This window comes from Dolichospermum sp. UHCC 0406 (assembly GCF_009712025.1).
Classification (GTDB): domain Bacteria; phylum Cyanobacteriota; class Cyanobacteriia; order Cyanobacteriales; family Nostocaceae; genus Dolichospermum; species Dolichospermum lemmermannii.
The window spans coordinates 87,421-104,201 of record NZ_VILA01000004.1; the positions used below are offsets into that span (position 1 = coordinate 87,421).

11 protein-coding genes are annotated in these 16,781 nt (G+C 37.8%); 8 read left to right on the forward strand and 3 right to left on the reverse strand.

The window, feature by feature from the left end:
- Positions 1-103 precede the first annotated feature (103 nt).
- From FJR09_RS26085 to FJR09_RS05240, 3 genes are read left to right on the forward strand one after another with little or no spacing between them, the layout of a single operon-like run.
- Positions 104-1,582 (forward strand): diguanylate cyclase domain-containing protein, encoded by a 1,479-nt coding sequence (locus FJR09_RS26085; protein ID WP_015079858.1) that lies wholly within the window; start codon positions 104-106, stop codon positions 1,580-1,582.
- A 42-nt stretch (positions 1,583-1,624) separates the two neighbouring features.
- Positions 1,625-1,975, forward strand: coding sequence for an Hpt domain-containing protein (locus tag FJR09_RS05235; protein WP_168652797.1), 351 nt, complete (start codon positions 1,625-1,627; stop codon positions 1,973-1,975).
- On the forward strand, positions 1,972-2,607 hold the full coding sequence (locus tag FJR09_RS05240) for a phosphoribosyltransferase (RefSeq protein WP_168652388.1): 636 nt from the start codon (positions 1,972-1,974) through the stop codon (positions 2,605-2,607). The genes FJR09_RS05235 and FJR09_RS05240 overlap by 4 nt, the downstream gene beginning before the upstream one ends.
- 283 nt (positions 2,608-2,890) lie before the next feature.
- Here FJR09_RS05240 and pgmB read toward each other — a convergent pair whose 3' ends face one another.
- Together pgmB and FJR09_RS05250 are read right to left on the reverse strand one after the other, a co-directional pair.
- Entirely contained in the window at positions 2,891-5,752 is a 2,862-nt protein-coding gene (gene pgmB, locus FJR09_RS05245; protein ID WP_168652796.1) for a beta-phosphoglucomutase, read from the reverse strand.
- Positions 5,753-5,841: 89 nt separating this feature from the next.
- A complete protein-coding gene (locus FJR09_RS05250; RefSeq protein WP_015079862.1) occupies positions 5,842-8,268 on the reverse strand; it encodes a sucrose synthase in 2,427 nt (808 codons plus the stop codon).
- A gap of 1,292 nt (positions 8,269-9,560) precedes the next feature.
- Here FJR09_RS05250 and FJR09_RS05255 point away from each other — a divergent pair.
- From FJR09_RS05255 to FJR09_RS05270, 4 genes are all read left to right on the forward strand, one after another.
- A complete protein-coding gene (locus FJR09_RS05255; RefSeq protein ID WP_015079864.1) occupies positions 9,561-9,797 on the forward strand; it encodes a HetP family heterocyst commitment protein in 237 nt (78 codons plus the stop codon).
- Positions 9,798-10,448: 651 nt separating this feature from the next.
- Positions 10,449-14,075, forward strand: a complete 3,627-nt coding sequence (nifJ, locus tag FJR09_RS05260; protein WP_168652390.1) for a pyruvate:ferredoxin (flavodoxin) oxidoreductase — start codon at positions 10,449-10,451, stop codon at positions 14,073-14,075.
- A gap of 2 nt (positions 14,076-14,077) precedes the next feature.
- Positions 14,078-14,275 (forward strand): hypothetical protein, encoded by a 198-nt coding sequence (locus FJR09_RS05265; RefSeq protein ID WP_217361110.1) that lies wholly within the window; start codon positions 14,078-14,080, stop codon positions 14,273-14,275.
- Positions 14,193-15,212 (forward strand): dihydroorotate dehydrogenase-like protein, encoded by a 1,020-nt coding sequence (locus FJR09_RS05270; RefSeq protein WP_168652794.1) that lies wholly within the window; start codon positions 14,193-14,195, stop codon positions 15,210-15,212. The genes FJR09_RS05265 and FJR09_RS05270 overlap by 83 nt, the downstream gene beginning before the upstream one ends.
- On the opposite strand, the gene FJR09_RS25000 is transcribed toward FJR09_RS05270, so the two are convergent.
- On the reverse strand, positions 15,130-15,321 hold the full coding sequence (locus FJR09_RS25000) for a hypothetical protein (protein WP_235082004.1): 192 nt from the start codon (positions 15,319-15,321) through the stop codon (positions 15,130-15,132). The two genes, FJR09_RS05270 and FJR09_RS25000, sit on opposite strands and share 83 nt — an antisense overlap.
- Positions 15,322-15,602: 281 nt before the next feature.
- Between FJR09_RS25000 and FJR09_RS05280 the strand changes: the two genes are divergently transcribed.
- Positions 15,603-16,688 carry an ATP-dependent 6-phosphofructokinase gene (locus FJR09_RS05280; RefSeq protein WP_168654033.1) on the forward strand — a complete coding sequence of 362 codons (1,086 nt, stop codon included), beginning with the start codon at positions 15,603-15,605 and terminating at the stop codon, positions 16,686-16,688.
- Positions 16,689-16,781 lie beyond the last annotated feature (93 nt).

The window sequence follows — 16,781 nt, forward strand, 5'->3', positions numbered from 1 at the left end:
CAATTGGATTGAGTATTATGTCTATTTTGATTCTGGGGCTACTCAACTCAAGTCATAATGTGTGTATAGTTTCAGTTCAAGTTCAGCAAGGAAATTATAGATAGTGACTTCCTCTATTCACATAAACAACACATTAGTATTAATTGTAGATGATGACTTAGTTATACAAATGCAATTACGTTATGCGATGGAAAAAGAGGGATATCAAGTGATCGTAGCAGGTAATGGCAAAATTGCCCTAAATATTGTCATGACTTTACAGCCAGATATCGTGCTTCTAGATGCAATAATGCCAGTAATGGATGGTTTTACTTGCTGCGATCAGCTACACACATTTGATCCTAACATTCCTGTATTAATGATTACAGGACTAAATGACCAAGATTCCGTAGATAAAGCATTTTCTGTTGGTGCTGCTGACTATATTACTAAACCGATTCACTGGGCAGTTTTAAGACAAAGAGTCCGCCGCTTGCTCCAAATGCACTGGACTATGAAAGAATTACAGTATAAGATTGAACAAGAGCAGCTAATCGCTAAAATTACCCAAAAAATCCGCACATCTTTAAACTTAGAACTAATTCTGAGTACAACTGCTATCGAAGTCCGTAAATTATTAAAAACTGATCGTGTCATTGTCTATCGGTTTCATCCAGATGGGAGTGGATATGTCATAGTTGAATCTGTAGCCGCTGAATGGGATTCTATGTTAGGAAGAGTATTTCAAGATACTTACTTTTCTGATCAATGTGGTTACGACTATCGGCAAAGTAATATTTATGTGATCGAAGATATTGATAATGCTGGGCTTTCCCAATGTCATATTGATTTACTGAGTCAATTACAAGCGAAAGCCAATTTAGTTGTCCCCATTCAACAGGAAAACAGTATTTGGGGATTATTGGTAGTTTATGAATGTTCTCAACCACGCAGATGGGCTAAATCGGATATTGATTTGCTAACACAACTAACAAATCCATTAGTCATGGCTATTCAGCAAGCAGAACTATATCAACAATTAGAAGCAGCTAACCAGAAATTACAACAACTAGCAAGTATAGATGGTTTGACTCAAATTCCTAATCGTCGCTCCTTTGATGAAGTTTTAGAGCGAGAATGGAAACGCTTAGAAAGAGAAAAAGTGCCTTTATCTTTGATTCTTTGTGATATAGACTTTTTCAAGAATTATAATGATACTTATGGACATCAATCTGGAGATGAATGTTTAAAAGAAGTTGCTCAAATTCTCTATCAAGTAGCCCAACGTCCCGGAGATTTAGCCGCTCGTTATGGTGGTGAAGAATTTGCTTTAGTTTTACCGCATACAGATATAGCTGGGGCAATTTGTATTGCAGAAATAATTCTCTCATCTATCCGCAGTAAGGGTTTGATTCATAAAAGTTCTCAAATTAGTTCATACCTGACCCTGAGTCTGGGGATTGCGACTATTATTCCTCAAGCCAGCGGTTCTGCAAAATTTCTCATTGCTAAGGCAGATGAAGCTCTTTATCGGGCAAAAGAAACAGGACGCAATCGCTACGTTATTTATCATTCAGAGGGAACAGAAAAAACTCATGTTTAATGGCAATTGCCACAATATAAAATCAAAATATTAAAGTTTACAATGTCTTCAATAGATACTCAGGTTTTAGAATCCTTACTGGATATGCTAGAAGGTGATCAGGAAGTTTTGGTGAAAATAATCAACTGTTATCTAGTGGAATCTCCGAAAATTGTCGCTGCGATTCAAATAGCTGTCACCAATGAAGACGCTGATACCCTCGACAAAAAAGCCCACAACTTAAAGTCTAGCAGTGCCTCTTTGGGAGCGATGAATCTCCATCAGCTTTGTTTAGAGTTAGAATCAAAAGGGAAGAGTGGCAATCTAGAAGGGGTTGTAGAATTGGTGTCACAGTTGGTTAATGAGTATGCACAAGTTGAAATTGCTTTCAAGAAAATAGTGAAAGTCTCATGAGCAAAAAATTCTCTAACCGCATTCAAGCTGGTCAAATGTTAGCTCAACATTTACAAGCATATAGTAACCTTGAGGATGTCTTGGTACTAGCTTTGCCTCGTGGTGGTGTCCCTGTAGCCTTTGAAGTTGCTAAAATTTTGAATGCGGCCATGGATGTGTGCATAGTCAGAAAACTCGGTGTACCTGGACACAAAGAACTGGCTATGGGGGCAATTGCTTCGGAAAATATTATTGTTTTCAACCGAGATATAATTGATTCCTTGGGAATAGATCAAGAAAAAATTACCCAAGTTGTTAACCAGGAATTGCGAGAATTAAAGCGCCGGAATCAGGTTTATCGCGGTGATAAACCAGCAATTAATCTGAAAAATAAAACGGTTATTGTCATAGATGATGGGATTGCTACTGGTGCAACCATGCGGGTTGCCCTCACTATTATCCACCAACAACAGCCGACAAAAATTATTGTGGCTGTTCCAGTTGCACCCCTAAATACTTGTGAAGAATTGCGTTTAGAAGTGGATGATGTAGTTTGTTTGCAATGTCCAGAAGTCATGTCTGCAATTGGTTTATGGTACGACGATTTTAGCCAAACCACAGATAACGAAGTTCGCGCACTTTTAGGAAATTAACATCTATCAAACGCTCACTCTCTAAGATTCTGCGCCTCTGCGTGTTAGCGAAGCGATGCGAAGCTTGATAAATTCTTAATTAGGGCTGGCTGAATAAACCGAAAACCTAGATAGATTAAGAGTTTCCCGGTTAAAAAAGTGAATTAGGTGCAAGGAATAAGGATTGAAACCATTAAAAACCTATCACTTTCTGAAATTTGAGACTATTCTTCTCTCCTTCTAATTCTTCCTCCTGACTCCTGACTCCTGACTCCTGACTCCTAGCCCTCACGAAAAGACTTTTTCAGCAAGCCCTAATCAGTTCCTCCCATTTTACCCCTGCCAAACTAGGCAAAACGACATCAGCAGCCCCCACCCTCTCCTGGGGTCCCAAGCCTACAGCCCACATATTTGCTGCTTTGGCAGCGATAATACCGACTGCGGCATCTTCAAATACTACACATTCATTTGGGCGAATTCCTAACTGGTTGGCAGCATGAAGAAATAAGTCTGGTGCTGGTTTGGCGGCTTGGACAGTATCACCATCAGTAATAACATCTAATTTACCACCAATCCCCAATTTTTCAATCACTAGCCGGGCATTTTTACTAGCAGAACCAATGGCGATTTTGATTCCAGCTTGACGCAATTCATCCAATAAGGCCACTGCCCCTGGTAATAAATCTGTGGGTGTAATATTGTGAATTAGTTCTACATAATAATCATTTTTTCGAGACATCATTTCCTGAATTTGCACTTCTGAATATTCTCTATTGCCAATAATCAATATCAGAGAAGCGCGACGAGATACACCCCGCAAGGCTTCATTCATTTCTCGATTAAAAGGTAAACCTTCTTCATTTGCTAACTTTTGCCAAGCTTGATAATGATATTCTGCGGTATTAGTCAATACGCCATCTAAGTCAAAAATCACGCCCTGAATGTTAGGCTTTCTCGTTTTTGGTAATTCCTGACGCAAATCGAATTCGTGCCATTTACCATGCCACTGTAACTTAAATTTCAGTCTTGTCCAAGTTGGGGGTAAGTGAGGATGGGCTACGGGGACATTTTCCCGAAATTGGATACCGCCAAAACCGAATATTACAGCTTGCCAAATGCCTCCAGCACTAGCACCATGTATCCCATCTTGGGTATTTCCGCGTTTATCTTCTAAATCTACCATTGCCGCCTGCATAAAGTATTCGTAAGCCTCCTGTGATTTGCCCAAATCTGCGGCTAAAATGGCGTGAATAGCCGGACCCAAGGAAGAACCATAACTAATATCTGTGCGGGGGGCGTAATAGTCCCAATTTACCTGTAATGTTTGCTGATTATAGGGAAAATCGGCAGATTCCCGCATCAAATATAGAAGCATTAATACATCTGGTTGTTTAATGACTTGTCCTTTGTTGGTTTCTTCCATGCCCAAAATAATTTGGATTGATTTTTCTCGCGGTTCGTATTTGGCTAAGTTAATATCATCTAGTTGGAAAAACCCCTCACATTGCTCAATTAGTCCGGTTTCTGGGTTGTGGATAATGAGCATTTTAGCGATAATTTCTGTCCAATGATTGAGGACTTGGGAGGTAATTTGTAATTTATGTTCAAGTTTTATGGCTACTTCTGGAAAGGTGGAATGCAGCCAGTTATAGATGATTAAGGCTTTTTCTAAATGCCATTGTACCATCCGATTTGTAAAGCAGTTGTTATGAACTAATTCGTGATATTCATCTGCACCAATAACTCCGCGAATTTCATAACATTCTAATTGGGGATTAAATTCAACTCGACTACTCCAAAAAATTGCGGTATCTAAAATAATTTCTGCACCATAATCTCGCATCCATTCATCATCTTCTGTAACTTGCCAATAATACCAAATGGCGTAAGTAATATCCGCACTAATATGAATTTCTCGATCACGACACCATATACGAATATCTTCGGCATAAAAATCACTCCGTAGTGACCAGCGTGGTGTCGCTTCATCCCCTGTCACCGCACTTTCCCAGGCAAACATCGCCCCCTGATAGCCATAATGTGCCGCTTTGCGTCGCGCCCCTGGTAAGGTGTGATAACGGTAACTGAGCAAATTCCGGGCTAAATTTGGTTGGGTAAAGGTAAAAAATGGCAGAATAAAAATTTCCGTATCCCAAAAGATATGTCCGTGATAACCAAAGCCAGATAGGGTTTTCGCCGGGATACTTGTGTGATTATTATTTCTAAGTGCAGCAATTAGTAACTGAAACAGATTGTAACGCACTGCAAAAGCTGCTGTGATATCTCCTTCAATGATAATATCACTTTGTTGCCAAACTTGCTCCCAGGCTTGGGCATGGGCATCAATTAAGGTTATATAATCTGGTATATTTACGAGCTTTTCTTTAGCGGCTACAACTGGTTCTGCAATTTCGTTAGATGTAAAAATACTGACAATCTTTACTATGGTGATTGTCTGTTGGATTTGACCGGCAACGGTTGCATTTAAGCTGGGATAACCAGGTGTGGTATTAATTTGTAAGTCTATGTCAGTTCCCGAAATAGTTATTTTTGCCGCTATACCGACATCTATGCGGCTGTTGCGAGTGCGACTATGTAACCAGAATCCTTGTGTAATTTTACCTTGATCTAATCCTTCCCAATGGTTGAATCCTTGATTTTCCGAGTAACTGTTAATACTGGCTTGAATTTCAATTAAACCATCAAAATTTACTGGTGTTAGTTGGCAACGTTGCCCGACTATATGCTGATCTGCTAAACTGGCAAAGCGTTCAAAATGGATATCTATTGCTTTACCATTGGGACTACACCAACGTAAACACCGGCTGAGAATGCCATGATGTAAGTCTAGTTTACGGTTATATTTTAATATTGTACCTTGATCAAGGCGAAAGCGTTCTCCCTCAATAATAACTGTCAATGGTAGCCAATCTGGACAGTTTACAAGTTCGGTATAAACTACGGGAACATCATCATAAACACCGTTAATAAATGTTGCTGATAATGCGCGGGGATAGCCTTCTTCAAATGTTCCTCTTGTCCCTAAATAGCCATTACCAATGGTGAAAATAGTTTCTCGGCTATGCAAGTATTCAGGATTAAACTTGGTTTCATTTAATATCCAGTCTGTATAGATAAGGTTGCGAAAATGGTCTTTTTTATCCATGATAATAGATTAGGTATAAAGAATTTAAATTTATGTTTCGCGCAAAGATACAAAGGAGCAAAGACGCAAAGTTTAAGATGAAGCAGGTTTTAATTATGATTTCTGATTTTGCTTAGATGTTCTGATAAAATATGGTCAGCTATAGGTTTATAAAGAAGATGAAATAAACTTTCCATGTAACGATCTCTGGCTTCGTTATCTTCGGGATAGATGAAGTTCCAAAAGCTAAACATTTTCGTTAATAACAGGAGTTGATTTGTGTGGGAATTCCAGTTATATTTATGGCGAATGCGTTCAATCATCCATTGAGAATTTTCTAGCCAATGTTCTGGATAATTTTCACATTTTTCTAAGAAGTTGATAATTGTTTTGGCTGTTCCTGCTAAGTCTGTGGGGTTGAGGTTAAATCCTTGATCATGGTTTTCAATAATTTCTAATGAACCACCAAATTGAGTTGTAAAAGTTGGTAATCCAGAAATCATTGCTTCTAAAATACTTCTGCTAAAGGATTCATAAAGGGCAAAGTGAATATAAATCCCTTGAAAATCGGCAATTACACGATAGGTTTCAGCAATATCGCGGAGAGGAAGACGCATTCCCAACCAGCGGATTTTATGGTGAAGATGATATTGATCAATAATCGCATGAATTTTTGCTATTTCTTGAATTTCTTCGGAGTTTGTTCCTAAGTCTGGATGAAGTTTACTGGTTAATAAAATTAGGTTACTATGTTTTTGTAATTCTTCACTTTTACCGAAACATTCAACTAAACCTGTGAGGTTTTTAATTGAGGTAATGGGACTAACGGAAAAGATCGGTTTTTTATGAGGATGATCTAATTTACCGAGAATTTCTGGGTGCTCTTGATGGAAAATTAGGTCTTGGATATGTTGACGACGGTGGGATTCTCTATTTGTTGTTTGGTTGTAGGGAAAAAATATATTTTCACTGACTCCTGGTAATACCACATTGAATTTAGGGCTAAATAAATCAATGCCATCAATTACATGATATAAGTTGGGCATGGTGAAACATTTATAAGATTCATATTGTCCCATTGTATCTGGTGTACCTACAATTTCTTGATAGGATGATGTGATAATAAAATCTGCGGCATTCATACTGATTAAATCAGCGGTAAATTGGGCAGAAAAGTGATATTGTGCTTCTAAATCTTGCCAATATAAGTTACTAAATAGATATTTAGGTTTTTCGAGGGAATGGGCAATATTACATTGGGTAACTTTCATTTTTCGGGAGAGAATAAAAGCAACTAAGTTCCCGTCACTGTAGTTACCAATAATTAGATTGGGCTTTCCTTGGAATTGTTTTAAAAGTTCTGCTTCGGCATCAAGAGCAAATTTTTCTAAATAAGGCCAAATTTCAAATTTAGAAATCCAGTTGTTGGTAATTTCCGGTCGAGATTCTGCAAAAGGAACGCGCAAAATCCAAGCATTTTCTGTACCATCAACTTTTTCTAATGGTAAGTTACAAAATGTGCCTTCACAATTGGGAATCAGTCGAGTTAATATAATGATATGGGGTTTAATTCCTAATGTATCTAAACCTGCAAGTTTAATTTCTGCCCGCATTTTATTTTCTAAACTGCGGGCTTGTTCTAAAACATAAATAACTTGTCCTAATGTTTCATCTCTGCCTAAAACATCTTCTTGTGCAACCCAACCATGGATGGAAATAAGGACGACGCGGAAAACTGCACAAATGCGAGAAACAAAGGTTTCTAAAATTGCAGGTTCGGGATTATCCATGAGTCTTTCCAGCAGTTCTAAGGTTTCTCTGACTCTGGCTGCATTATTACCCCAACCTGGTTCTAAACCGAGTTCTTGAAGATGAAATTTAAATTTTATATATGGTGTCTGGGGGGATAAATGACTCACAAATTCTAACGCTAGTTTGATTTGCTTTGTTAGTTGCAAACCTGAATGAATATGATTACTAATTAATAATTTGATGCCGTTATATTCTAATCTTTTTAATGATTGAAATAATGCGTCAATCCAATATTCAGGATCTGTCAATGCTTGATTACAAAAATAATGATTAAGAACGGTTAAACCTTGGCCAATATTTCTGGAATCATCAATTCTTGGTGCTGCTGAATAAAAGGGATGGAGATCAATTTCTAAAATGTGCGGTTGATAACGCTTTACTAAGCGATCGCTCACATCTAATAATGCTTTCGGTGTCATTAACTCAAACTTAGTCAAGTCCGCGCTTAATAACCATACTTCTTGACTCGCAATCTTTGGTCTAACTACAAACCAAGTATTTTCACCATCTAAAATTATTTCATGGGTGTATTGAATGAATGTCCCTAAAGAGGAAGAGTGATAAAAATAAGCGGGTTTTGGGAATTGGTGACAATAATCTGCAAAAGCTTGTAAAATCTCATTTCTTAAAAAGTAACGTTTATGATCCTTGCCTAATTCTAAGATAAAGTCACCTAAAACATTTTTTTCATCACTGTTAACAATAGTTTGCACTAATTTATACATTGTACATTACCAAACTCTAGCTAAAGTTAGGATTATTGAGATACTATTTCAGGTTAATAGTAAATAAGTTACTCAATTATTTACTTCTAGCTAAAGGATGAACCCTTACCTCCTCTTATAGATAGAGAAGTATCTATTAGTTAGATGACAGGGAATAGATAAAATTTTAGCAATCACTAATTTCAACTCAATAACTACCAATTTGGCTTTGTTGCTATTAATTACCATTTTGTAAACTTTACTTGTGCCACTTTTATAAGAGTCCATTGCAGCAAGAATTAAATATTACATCTATAAATATTACTCAATTCGTCAAAACCTGAATACTCATATCCTCAACAACTTTAAGACGTTGAGCATTTCGTGATGAAGTGTAACTAATTTAGCCAGAAAATTGAAAATAGCCAAAAATAAATTTATATCTTTATGCCATTTACAGTTTTGTAAATCTCCCTTGTGACAGTATCTAAATAGTCATACAACATTGAAGTATTTCTTATTTCCAATTTTGTAAATCTCCCTTGTGACAGTATTTAAATAGTCATGCAACATTCGAGTACATTTTATCTAGATTTTTGTAAATCCCCCTTGTGACAGTATTTAAATAGTCATTTAATACGCAATTTAGAACTGACATTTTCTGTACTATTTAGAGTAACAAATTGCCAATTTGGCGTACCAGACAGGGAAAACATAGTATTCTGCATATAATAGTGTCACAAGGAGTATTTACAAAACTGAAGCCAGGAAAGATTTCAATGTTGTATGACTATTTAAATAGTGTCATAATCCAAATATCTGTATTTCCTATTTTTTACCAAACAATCAAGTTGGACAGGAAATGCTAGGAATTTGCCTATATTTTTTACTAACACAAGGGTAATGTGGTTAGTAATTTTCCAGTCTTTACAATCAAAAATTTCAGAACTTAATCTATTTAGATCATCAATTGCCAATGATACACCCCTAATTAAATGGATAACACTGCTCACTAAACCTCACAGAAAATTCATAAAGTTCTCTGATAACCACAAATAATGTTGATATTTAATCGGTAAGTTATCGCTATACTCGGACTTAGATATCGAAGTTATTTACCAAGAGAATTAAATCCTTTACATATCAGGGGCAGATAATCCTGTTACCTCAAATATCCCATTGATTTTTTTCTATAATTCAGAATTTAGGAGTTCAGTAATCAGGAGTTAAAAGGCTTGACTAAAAAGATTTTCTGTTCTGAATTCTGACAACTTATCAACTTTCAATCCTACAAGATTAGATCAGGGTTAGTTATGAATTATCAAGCTTCTTCTTCTCAGAACGATTTTCATAGTGCCATCGCTCCCGAACAGTTCAATCGTATCATTGAAGCTATTGCTGATGGACGGTATTCTTGGGCTTGTGTGCTGATTTTACGTTGTATTGATTACAATCCAATTCACTATATTCCCCAGCGGACTTACAGCCGATTGATTAAAGAAAACCGTCAAGATCCTGGAACAGCTAGTAAACCAAAAACAGATATTTAAGTCTTTTGTGAATAGTCTTAACTACAGAGATTTATCTCAATTACTACGCCAAAAGTTAGAGGAACTTAGCAGAAAATTATTCCTTAAAACCAATAATTTGGGATTTTGTTCTCATCTAGCCCCCATACTAAATTTAGTACGGGGGGATTTTCTATGAACTATCCTATAATTATGATTTTAGTAGATGGAAATTTCTGCTGATTTTTCAGTTGAATGTAAAAACTAGGGAATTTGGGGCTAGGAAAACACCAATTACCCGAAATTTAGTAGTTCTTCAAGGTAAAGGAAGGTCAGTAACCCAGCCCTAAAGGGACTGGGCTTGCAAGAGTAATCAAGCAAGCCGTACTGACCAGACCACCCTGAGTTTACTCTCATGGTAGCCGTTATTTGAGTCACGACACCCTGGAATGCGTAGCTAGTTCCCTGCTCTGTCGCTGGCAATTAAACAGTTTTAAGGTCACTGAAACAGTGTTGCCAGCCTAACAAGCTCTTATAACAGGTCGAAGCTAACATTACCCCGCAAGGGAGTTGGTTTCCAGGTTCCAATCAAAAATCTGGTTTCAATTTTAAGATTCACAGCGGTTAAAACCGCTCGTGCCGTTTCCCTCTCAGGGCTAAAGCCACTGAGTTTCCCACTTACCGGGTATTCTTATGAAGATGAGAACCTTTGCAACTATAGATGGTAATGAAGCTGTGGCTAAAGTCGTTTACCAACTAAACGAAGTTATTGCCATTTACCCAATTACCCCATCTTCACCGATGGCGGAATGGTCTGATACTTGGATGAGTGAGGGAAAACCGAACATCTGGGGAACAGTTCCTGCGGTGGTACAGTTGCAGAGTGAAGGGGGGGTTGCGGGTGCTGTACATGGGGCTTTACAAACGGGTTCACTGACAACCACATTTACAGCATCTCAGGGGTTAATGTTGATGCTACCAAATATGTACAAAATTGCCGGTGAACTTACACCTACAGTATTTCATATTGCGGCGCGATCGCTTGCAGCCCAAGCCCTTTCCATTTTCGGAGATCATAGTGATGTCATGGCCTCAAGAACTACAGGTTTTGCCATGTTATGCGCTGCTTCTGTGCAAGAAGCCCATGATTTTGCCCTAATTTCCACAAAAGCAACTTTATCATCTCGCATACCTTACTTACACTTTTTTGATGGTTTTCGCACTTCCCACGAAGTCAATAAAGTAGAAATATTAACAACTCCAGACTTACAAAAATTTATTCCTTTAGACTTAGTAATTGCCCATCGTTTACGGGCTTTAACACCTGATAACCCGGTATTACGAGGAACGGCGCAAAACCCTGATGTTTATTTTCAAGCTAGAGAAACAGTAAACTCTTTTTATCTCGCTTGTCCAGATATTACTCAACAGGTAATGGATGAATTTGCCGCAATGACGGGGAGACAATATCAACTATTTGATTATCATGGACATTTAGAAGCAGAAAAAATAATTATTCTCATGGGTTCTGGTTGCGAAACAGTTCATGAAACCGTAGATTATCTCAATCAACAAGGTGAAAAAGTGGGAATTATCAAAGTTAGATTATATCGTCCCTTTGATACCCAAAGATTTATTAATTCTCTCCCCCAAACTACCTCCAAAATTGCCGTTTTAGATAGAACGAAAGAACCAGGGGCAATTGGTGAACCTTTATATATAGATGTAGTTACAGCTTTGGCAGAAAACCAACTTCACAAAATTAAAGTTGTGGGAGGTAGATATGGTTTATCATCTAAAGAATTTACACCAGCAATGGTAAAAGCGGTATTTGATAATTTAGATGTGGAGAAACCAAAAAATCATTTTACTGTGGGGATTAATGATGATGTTACTCATAACAGTTTAACATATAATCCCGAATTTAATATAGAAGCTGACAATATAGTTAGGGCAATTTTCTACGGTTTGGGTGCAGATGGTACAGTAGGGGCAAATAAAAATTCTATCAAAATCATTGGAGAAGAAACAGATAATTTTGCCCAAGGTTATTTTGTTTATGATTCTAAAAAATCTGGTTCAGTTACCGTCTCTCATTTGCGTTTTGGTTCTCAACCAATTCATTCTACTTATTTAATCACTAAAGCTAATTTTGTCGCTTGTCATCAATGGGACTTTGTAGAAAAATTTCCCATATTGAAAGATATTATTCCTGGTGGCACTTTTTTACTAAATTCACATTATCATAAAGATGAAATTTGGAATAAATTACCTGCTGCAATGCAAACAGAGATAATTAACAAAAATATCAAATTCTATGTCATTAATGCCTACAAAGTCGCCCGTGAAGCGGGAATGGGTGGACATATTAACACCGTTATGCAGGTTTGTTTCTTTGCCATTTCCGGTGTTTTACCAAGAGAAGAAGCTATAGATCAAATTAAAAAGTCTATTCGTCAAGCCTACGGTAAAAAAGGCGAAGAAATCGTGCAAATGAATATCCAAGCAGTTGATAAAACCTTGGAAAATCTCTATGAAATTAGGGAACGGGGAACGGGGAACACTTCGACAAGCTCAGTGCATCGCAGGGAACAAGAAAATATAAGAATGTCCTCAATCCCCGATACTGCACCTGCATTTGTCCGCAATGTATTAGGGAAAATGATAGTCCGTGAAGGTGATGATTTACCTGTGAGTGCATTACCTGTAGATGGTACATATCCCACAGGAACATCTAAATGGGAAAAACGCAATATTGCTGAAGAAATTCCGGTTTGGGATGCTGACGTTTGTATTCAATGTGGTAAATGTGTGATGGTGTGTCCTCATAGTGTCATTCGCGCTAAAGTATATGCACCAGAAGAATTAGAAAATGCCCCCGCAACTTTTAAAAGTGCAAATGCCAAAGAACATGATTGGCATGATTTAAAGTTTACCATTCAAGTAGCAGCAGAAGATTGTACAGGTTGCGGTATTTGTGTTGATGTTTGTCCCGCAAAAAATAAAGCCGAACCGCGCAAAAAAGCCATTAATATGGCAGCACAAAAACCATTGCGAGAACAAGAACGAGAAAATTGGGATTTCTTCTTAAATCTCCCTAACCCAGATAGACGGAATTTAAAGTTAAATCATATTAATCAACAACAAATGCAAGAACCGTTGTTTGAGTTTTCTGGTGCTTGTGCTGGATGTGGAGAAACACCTTATATTAAATTAGTAACACAATTATTTGGCGATCGCATGATCGTCGCCAACGCCACCGGTTGTTCATCTATCTATGGTGGTAACTTACCCACCACACCTTGGGCAAAAAACGCCGCAGGTAGGGGGCCAGCATGGTCTAACAGTCTATTTGAAGATAACGCCGAATTTGGCTTAGGTTTCCGCGTTTCCATAGATAAACAAGCGGAATTTGCAGCTTATTTACTCCAACAACTTGCACCCCAAATAGGTGAAACTCTAGTTACAGATATTCTCACCGCAGAACAAAAAGACGAATCGGATATTTACTCTCAACGAGAACGAATTGCTATTCTCAAAGGAAAATTAAAAGAAATTATCACCGCAGATGAACACAGATTAACGCAGATGAAAGAGGATTCTATCAGCGTTTATCTGCGTTTATCTGCGTTCAAAAATCTTCAATCCCTCGTTGATTATTTAGTGAAAAAAAGTGTTTGGATCATTGGTGGTGACGGTTGGGCTTATGATATTGGTTATGGTGGATTAGATCATGTAATTGCTAGTGGACGCAACGTTAATATTCTCGTATTAGACACAGAAGTTTATTCTAATACTGGTGGTCAAATGTCCAAATCTACCCCTAAAGGTGCAGTGGCAAAATTTGCCGCAGGTGGTAAACCTACAACTAAGAAAGATTTGGGTTTAATTGCCATGACCTACGGTAATGTTTATGTTGCTAGTGTAGCAATGGGCGCAAAAGATGAACAAACCCTGAAAACTTTCTTAGAAGCCGAAGCTTACGAAGGTCCATCATTAATTATTGCCTACAGTCATTGTATTGCTCACGGTATCAACATGAGTACAGCCATGCAAAATCAAAAAGCTGCTGTAGACTCTGGACGCTGGTTATTATATCGCTATCACCCCGACCGCATTAAACAGGGAGAAAACCCCTTACAACTCGATTCTCGCACCCCTCACATACCAATAGAAAATTCCATGTACATGGAGAACCGTTTCAAAATGTTAACTAAAATTAACTCAGAAACAGCAAAAGAACTCCTCAAAGAATCCCAAGCAGATGTTAATACCCGTTGGCAAATGTATCAATATTTAGCTGCAAGAAAATTAAAATAGCTTTGAGTCAGTTGTTAGTAGGGGCGAAGCATTTGGAAGATAAATTATCGGTCATTGCCAAAAATAGTTCTCCAAATGCTTCGCCCGTACAGTTGTTAGTTTTTAATTACCAAATTTATGAACTTAACTACCACATATTTAGGTTTAGAATTAAAATCTCCCTTAGTTCCCTCCGCTTCTCCACTTTCAGAAGACATTGATAATATTAAATTAATGGAAGATGCAGGTGCGGGTGCTGTTGTTATGCACTCGCTATTTGAAGAACAATTAACTTTAGAAGAATCCGCACTTGATCATCATTTAAGCCATGGTACAGAAAGTTTTGCAGAAGCTTTAACCTATTTCCCAAATATTGCTAAATTCCGAGTCGGACCAGAAGAATATCTAGACCATATTCGCAAAGCTAAGGAAAAAGTTGATATTCCCATTATTGCCAGTTTGAATGGTTGTTCCGTCGGTGGTTGGACTAAATATGGTAAACTCATCCAAGAAGCAGGAGCATCAGCACTAGAATTAAATATTTACTATGTTCCTACTAACCCAGATTTAAGTAGTCACGATATCGAGCAAAATTATCTTGATATTCTCACATCTGTTAAAGCCGCCGTCACTATTCCTGTAGCCGTAAAACTCAGTCCGTACTTTACTAATACTGCAAATATCGCCAAACGTTTAGATCATGCCGGGGCTGATGGATTAGTATTATTTAATCGGTTTTATCAACCAGATATTAATTTAGAAAATTTAGAAGTCGAACCTCATGTACTTTTAAGTACCCCCCAAGCCATGCGTTTACCTCTGCGCTGGATAGCCATTCTCTATGGTCATATTCAGGGTAGTTTGGCTGCAACTAGCGGTATTCATAATGCCTATGATGTGATCAAAATGTTAATGGTGGGAGCAAATATAACTATGTTGTGTTCTGTATTATTACGAGAGGGAATTAACCATATTCAGTGTTTAGAAAAAGACCTACGGGAATGGATGAAAATACATGAATATGAATCTGTCAAGCAAATGCAAGGTACCATGAGCCAGTTAAAATGTCCTAATCCTAGTGCTTTTGAACGCGCTCAATATATGAAGGCTTTGCAAACCTATAATCCAGATTCGGGTAGAGTTTATACAAAAAGTTAGGTAATAGGTAATAACTAACAACTAACAACTGTACGGGCGAAGCATTTGGAGAACTATTTTTGGCAATGACCGATAATTTATCTTGCAAATGCTTCGCCCCTACTGACAACTAACAACTGTACGGGCGAAGCATTTGGAGAACTATTTTTGGCAATGACCGATAATTTATCTTCCAAATGCTTCGCCCCTACCGACAACTAACAACTGTACGGGCGAAGCATTTGGAGAACTATTTTTGGCAATGACCGATAATTTATCTTCCAAATGCTTCGCCCCTACCGACAACTAACAACTGTACGGGCGAAGCATTTGGAGAACTATTTTTGGCAATGACCGATAATTTATCTTCCAAATGCTTCGCCCCTACCGACAACTAACAACTGACAAACAATGAAAAAACGTATTGGTATTCTTACCAGTGGTGGTGACTGTCCGGGTCTAAATTGTGTGATTCGCGCTGTTGTGAGTCATGCCACACGGACTTTTGATTGGGAAGTAGTGGGGATTCCTTACGCTACCCAAGGGTTGCTAGAACGGAAAACGGTGCCGTTAAGTATACATGGTTGGGATTTACGCGGGATTGACCCTTTACTAAATATGGGGGGAACAATTTTAGGTAGTATTAATAAAGGAGATACTTTAGCCCATGCTGATGAAATATTAGCCGGTTATAAAGCGATCGCTTTAAATGCTTTAATTATTGTCGGTGGAGATGGTAGTTTAAATATTATTCATCAATTAGCCGTTTTAGGTAATTGGAATTTAATTGCTATCCCCAAAACTATTGATCATGATGTCGCTTTTACAGAACGTTCAATCGGCTTTGATACGGCAATTAATACAATTGTTGATGCTATTAATCGTCTGATCTTTACTGCTGCTAGTCATGACCGAGTGATGATTATCGAAGTTATGGGACGCAGCGCTGGACATTTAGCTTTACACTCAGGAATTGCCGGCGGTGCTGATGTGATTTTAATTCCCGAAGTCCCCTATACTATTCAAGGAATATGTCATCATCTGACCGAATTACGCGATTGTTGGCAAAAAAAATTTGCTATTATTGTGGTTGCTGAAGGGATATCTGTTTGTGCAGAAGATGCCGATAATCCTTCTATTTGTACTACTGCTATTGATAGTGAGCGAAGCCGAACTAAATGTGGTCAAGGTCAATATATTGCCGAAAAAATTGCTAATTGTAGTAATCACCTGATTGATACCAGAGTTTCTGTATTAGGACATATTCAGCGTGGTGGTATCCCCTCAGCTTTAGACCGTCTCACAGCTACTATGTTTGGTAAAGTTGCAGTTGATTTAATTGCCCAAAATCAATATGATCAAATGTTAGCTTGGCAAAATGGCAAAGTTGTCACTTTCCCCATTCAAGATGTGATAGATAATAATCCCTCTCTTGTTAATCCTCAAGGTGATTTAGTCCAAACCGCTAGGTCTTTAGGAATATATATTGGTGAATAAAGTAAGAGGCAATAGGTAATAGGTAATAGGTAATGGGTAATAGATAATAGGTAATAGGTAATAGAAAGATAAATAATCTCCCCTACTCCCCCT

What these genes read in the sequence shown, in the direction of transcription:
- FJR09_RS05235 (WP_168652797.1), top strand. Translation starts at nt 1,625, where the DNA reads ATGTCTTCAATAGATACTCAGGTTTTAGAATCCTTACTGGATATGCTA.
- FJR09_RS05240 (WP_168652388.1), top strand. Translation starts at nt 1,972, where the DNA reads ATGAGCAAAAAATTCTCTAACCGCATTCAAGCTGGTCAAATGTTAGCT.
- pgmB (WP_168652796.1), bottom strand. Translation starts at nt 5,752, where the DNA reads ATGGATAAAAAAGACCATTTTCGCAACCTTATCTATACAGACTGGATA.
- FJR09_RS05250 (WP_015079862.1), bottom strand. Translation starts at nt 8,268, where the DNA reads ATGTATAAATTAGTGCAAACTATTGTTAACAGTGATGAAAAAAATGTT.
- FJR09_RS05255 (WP_015079864.1), top strand. Translation starts at nt 9,561, where the DNA reads ATGAATTATCAAGCTTCTTCTTCTCAGAACGATTTTCATAGTGCCATC.
- nifJ (WP_168652390.1), top strand. Translation starts at nt 10,449, where the DNA reads ATGAAGATGAGAACCTTTGCAACTATAGATGGTAATGAAGCTGTGGCT.
- FJR09_RS05270 (WP_168652794.1), top strand. Translation starts at nt 14,193, where the DNA reads ATGAACTTAACTACCACATATTTAGGTTTAGAATTAAAATCTCCCTTA.
- FJR09_RS05280 (WP_168654033.1), top strand. Translation starts at nt 15,603, where the DNA reads ATGAAAAAACGTATTGGTATTCTTACCAGTGGTGGTGACTGTCCGGGT.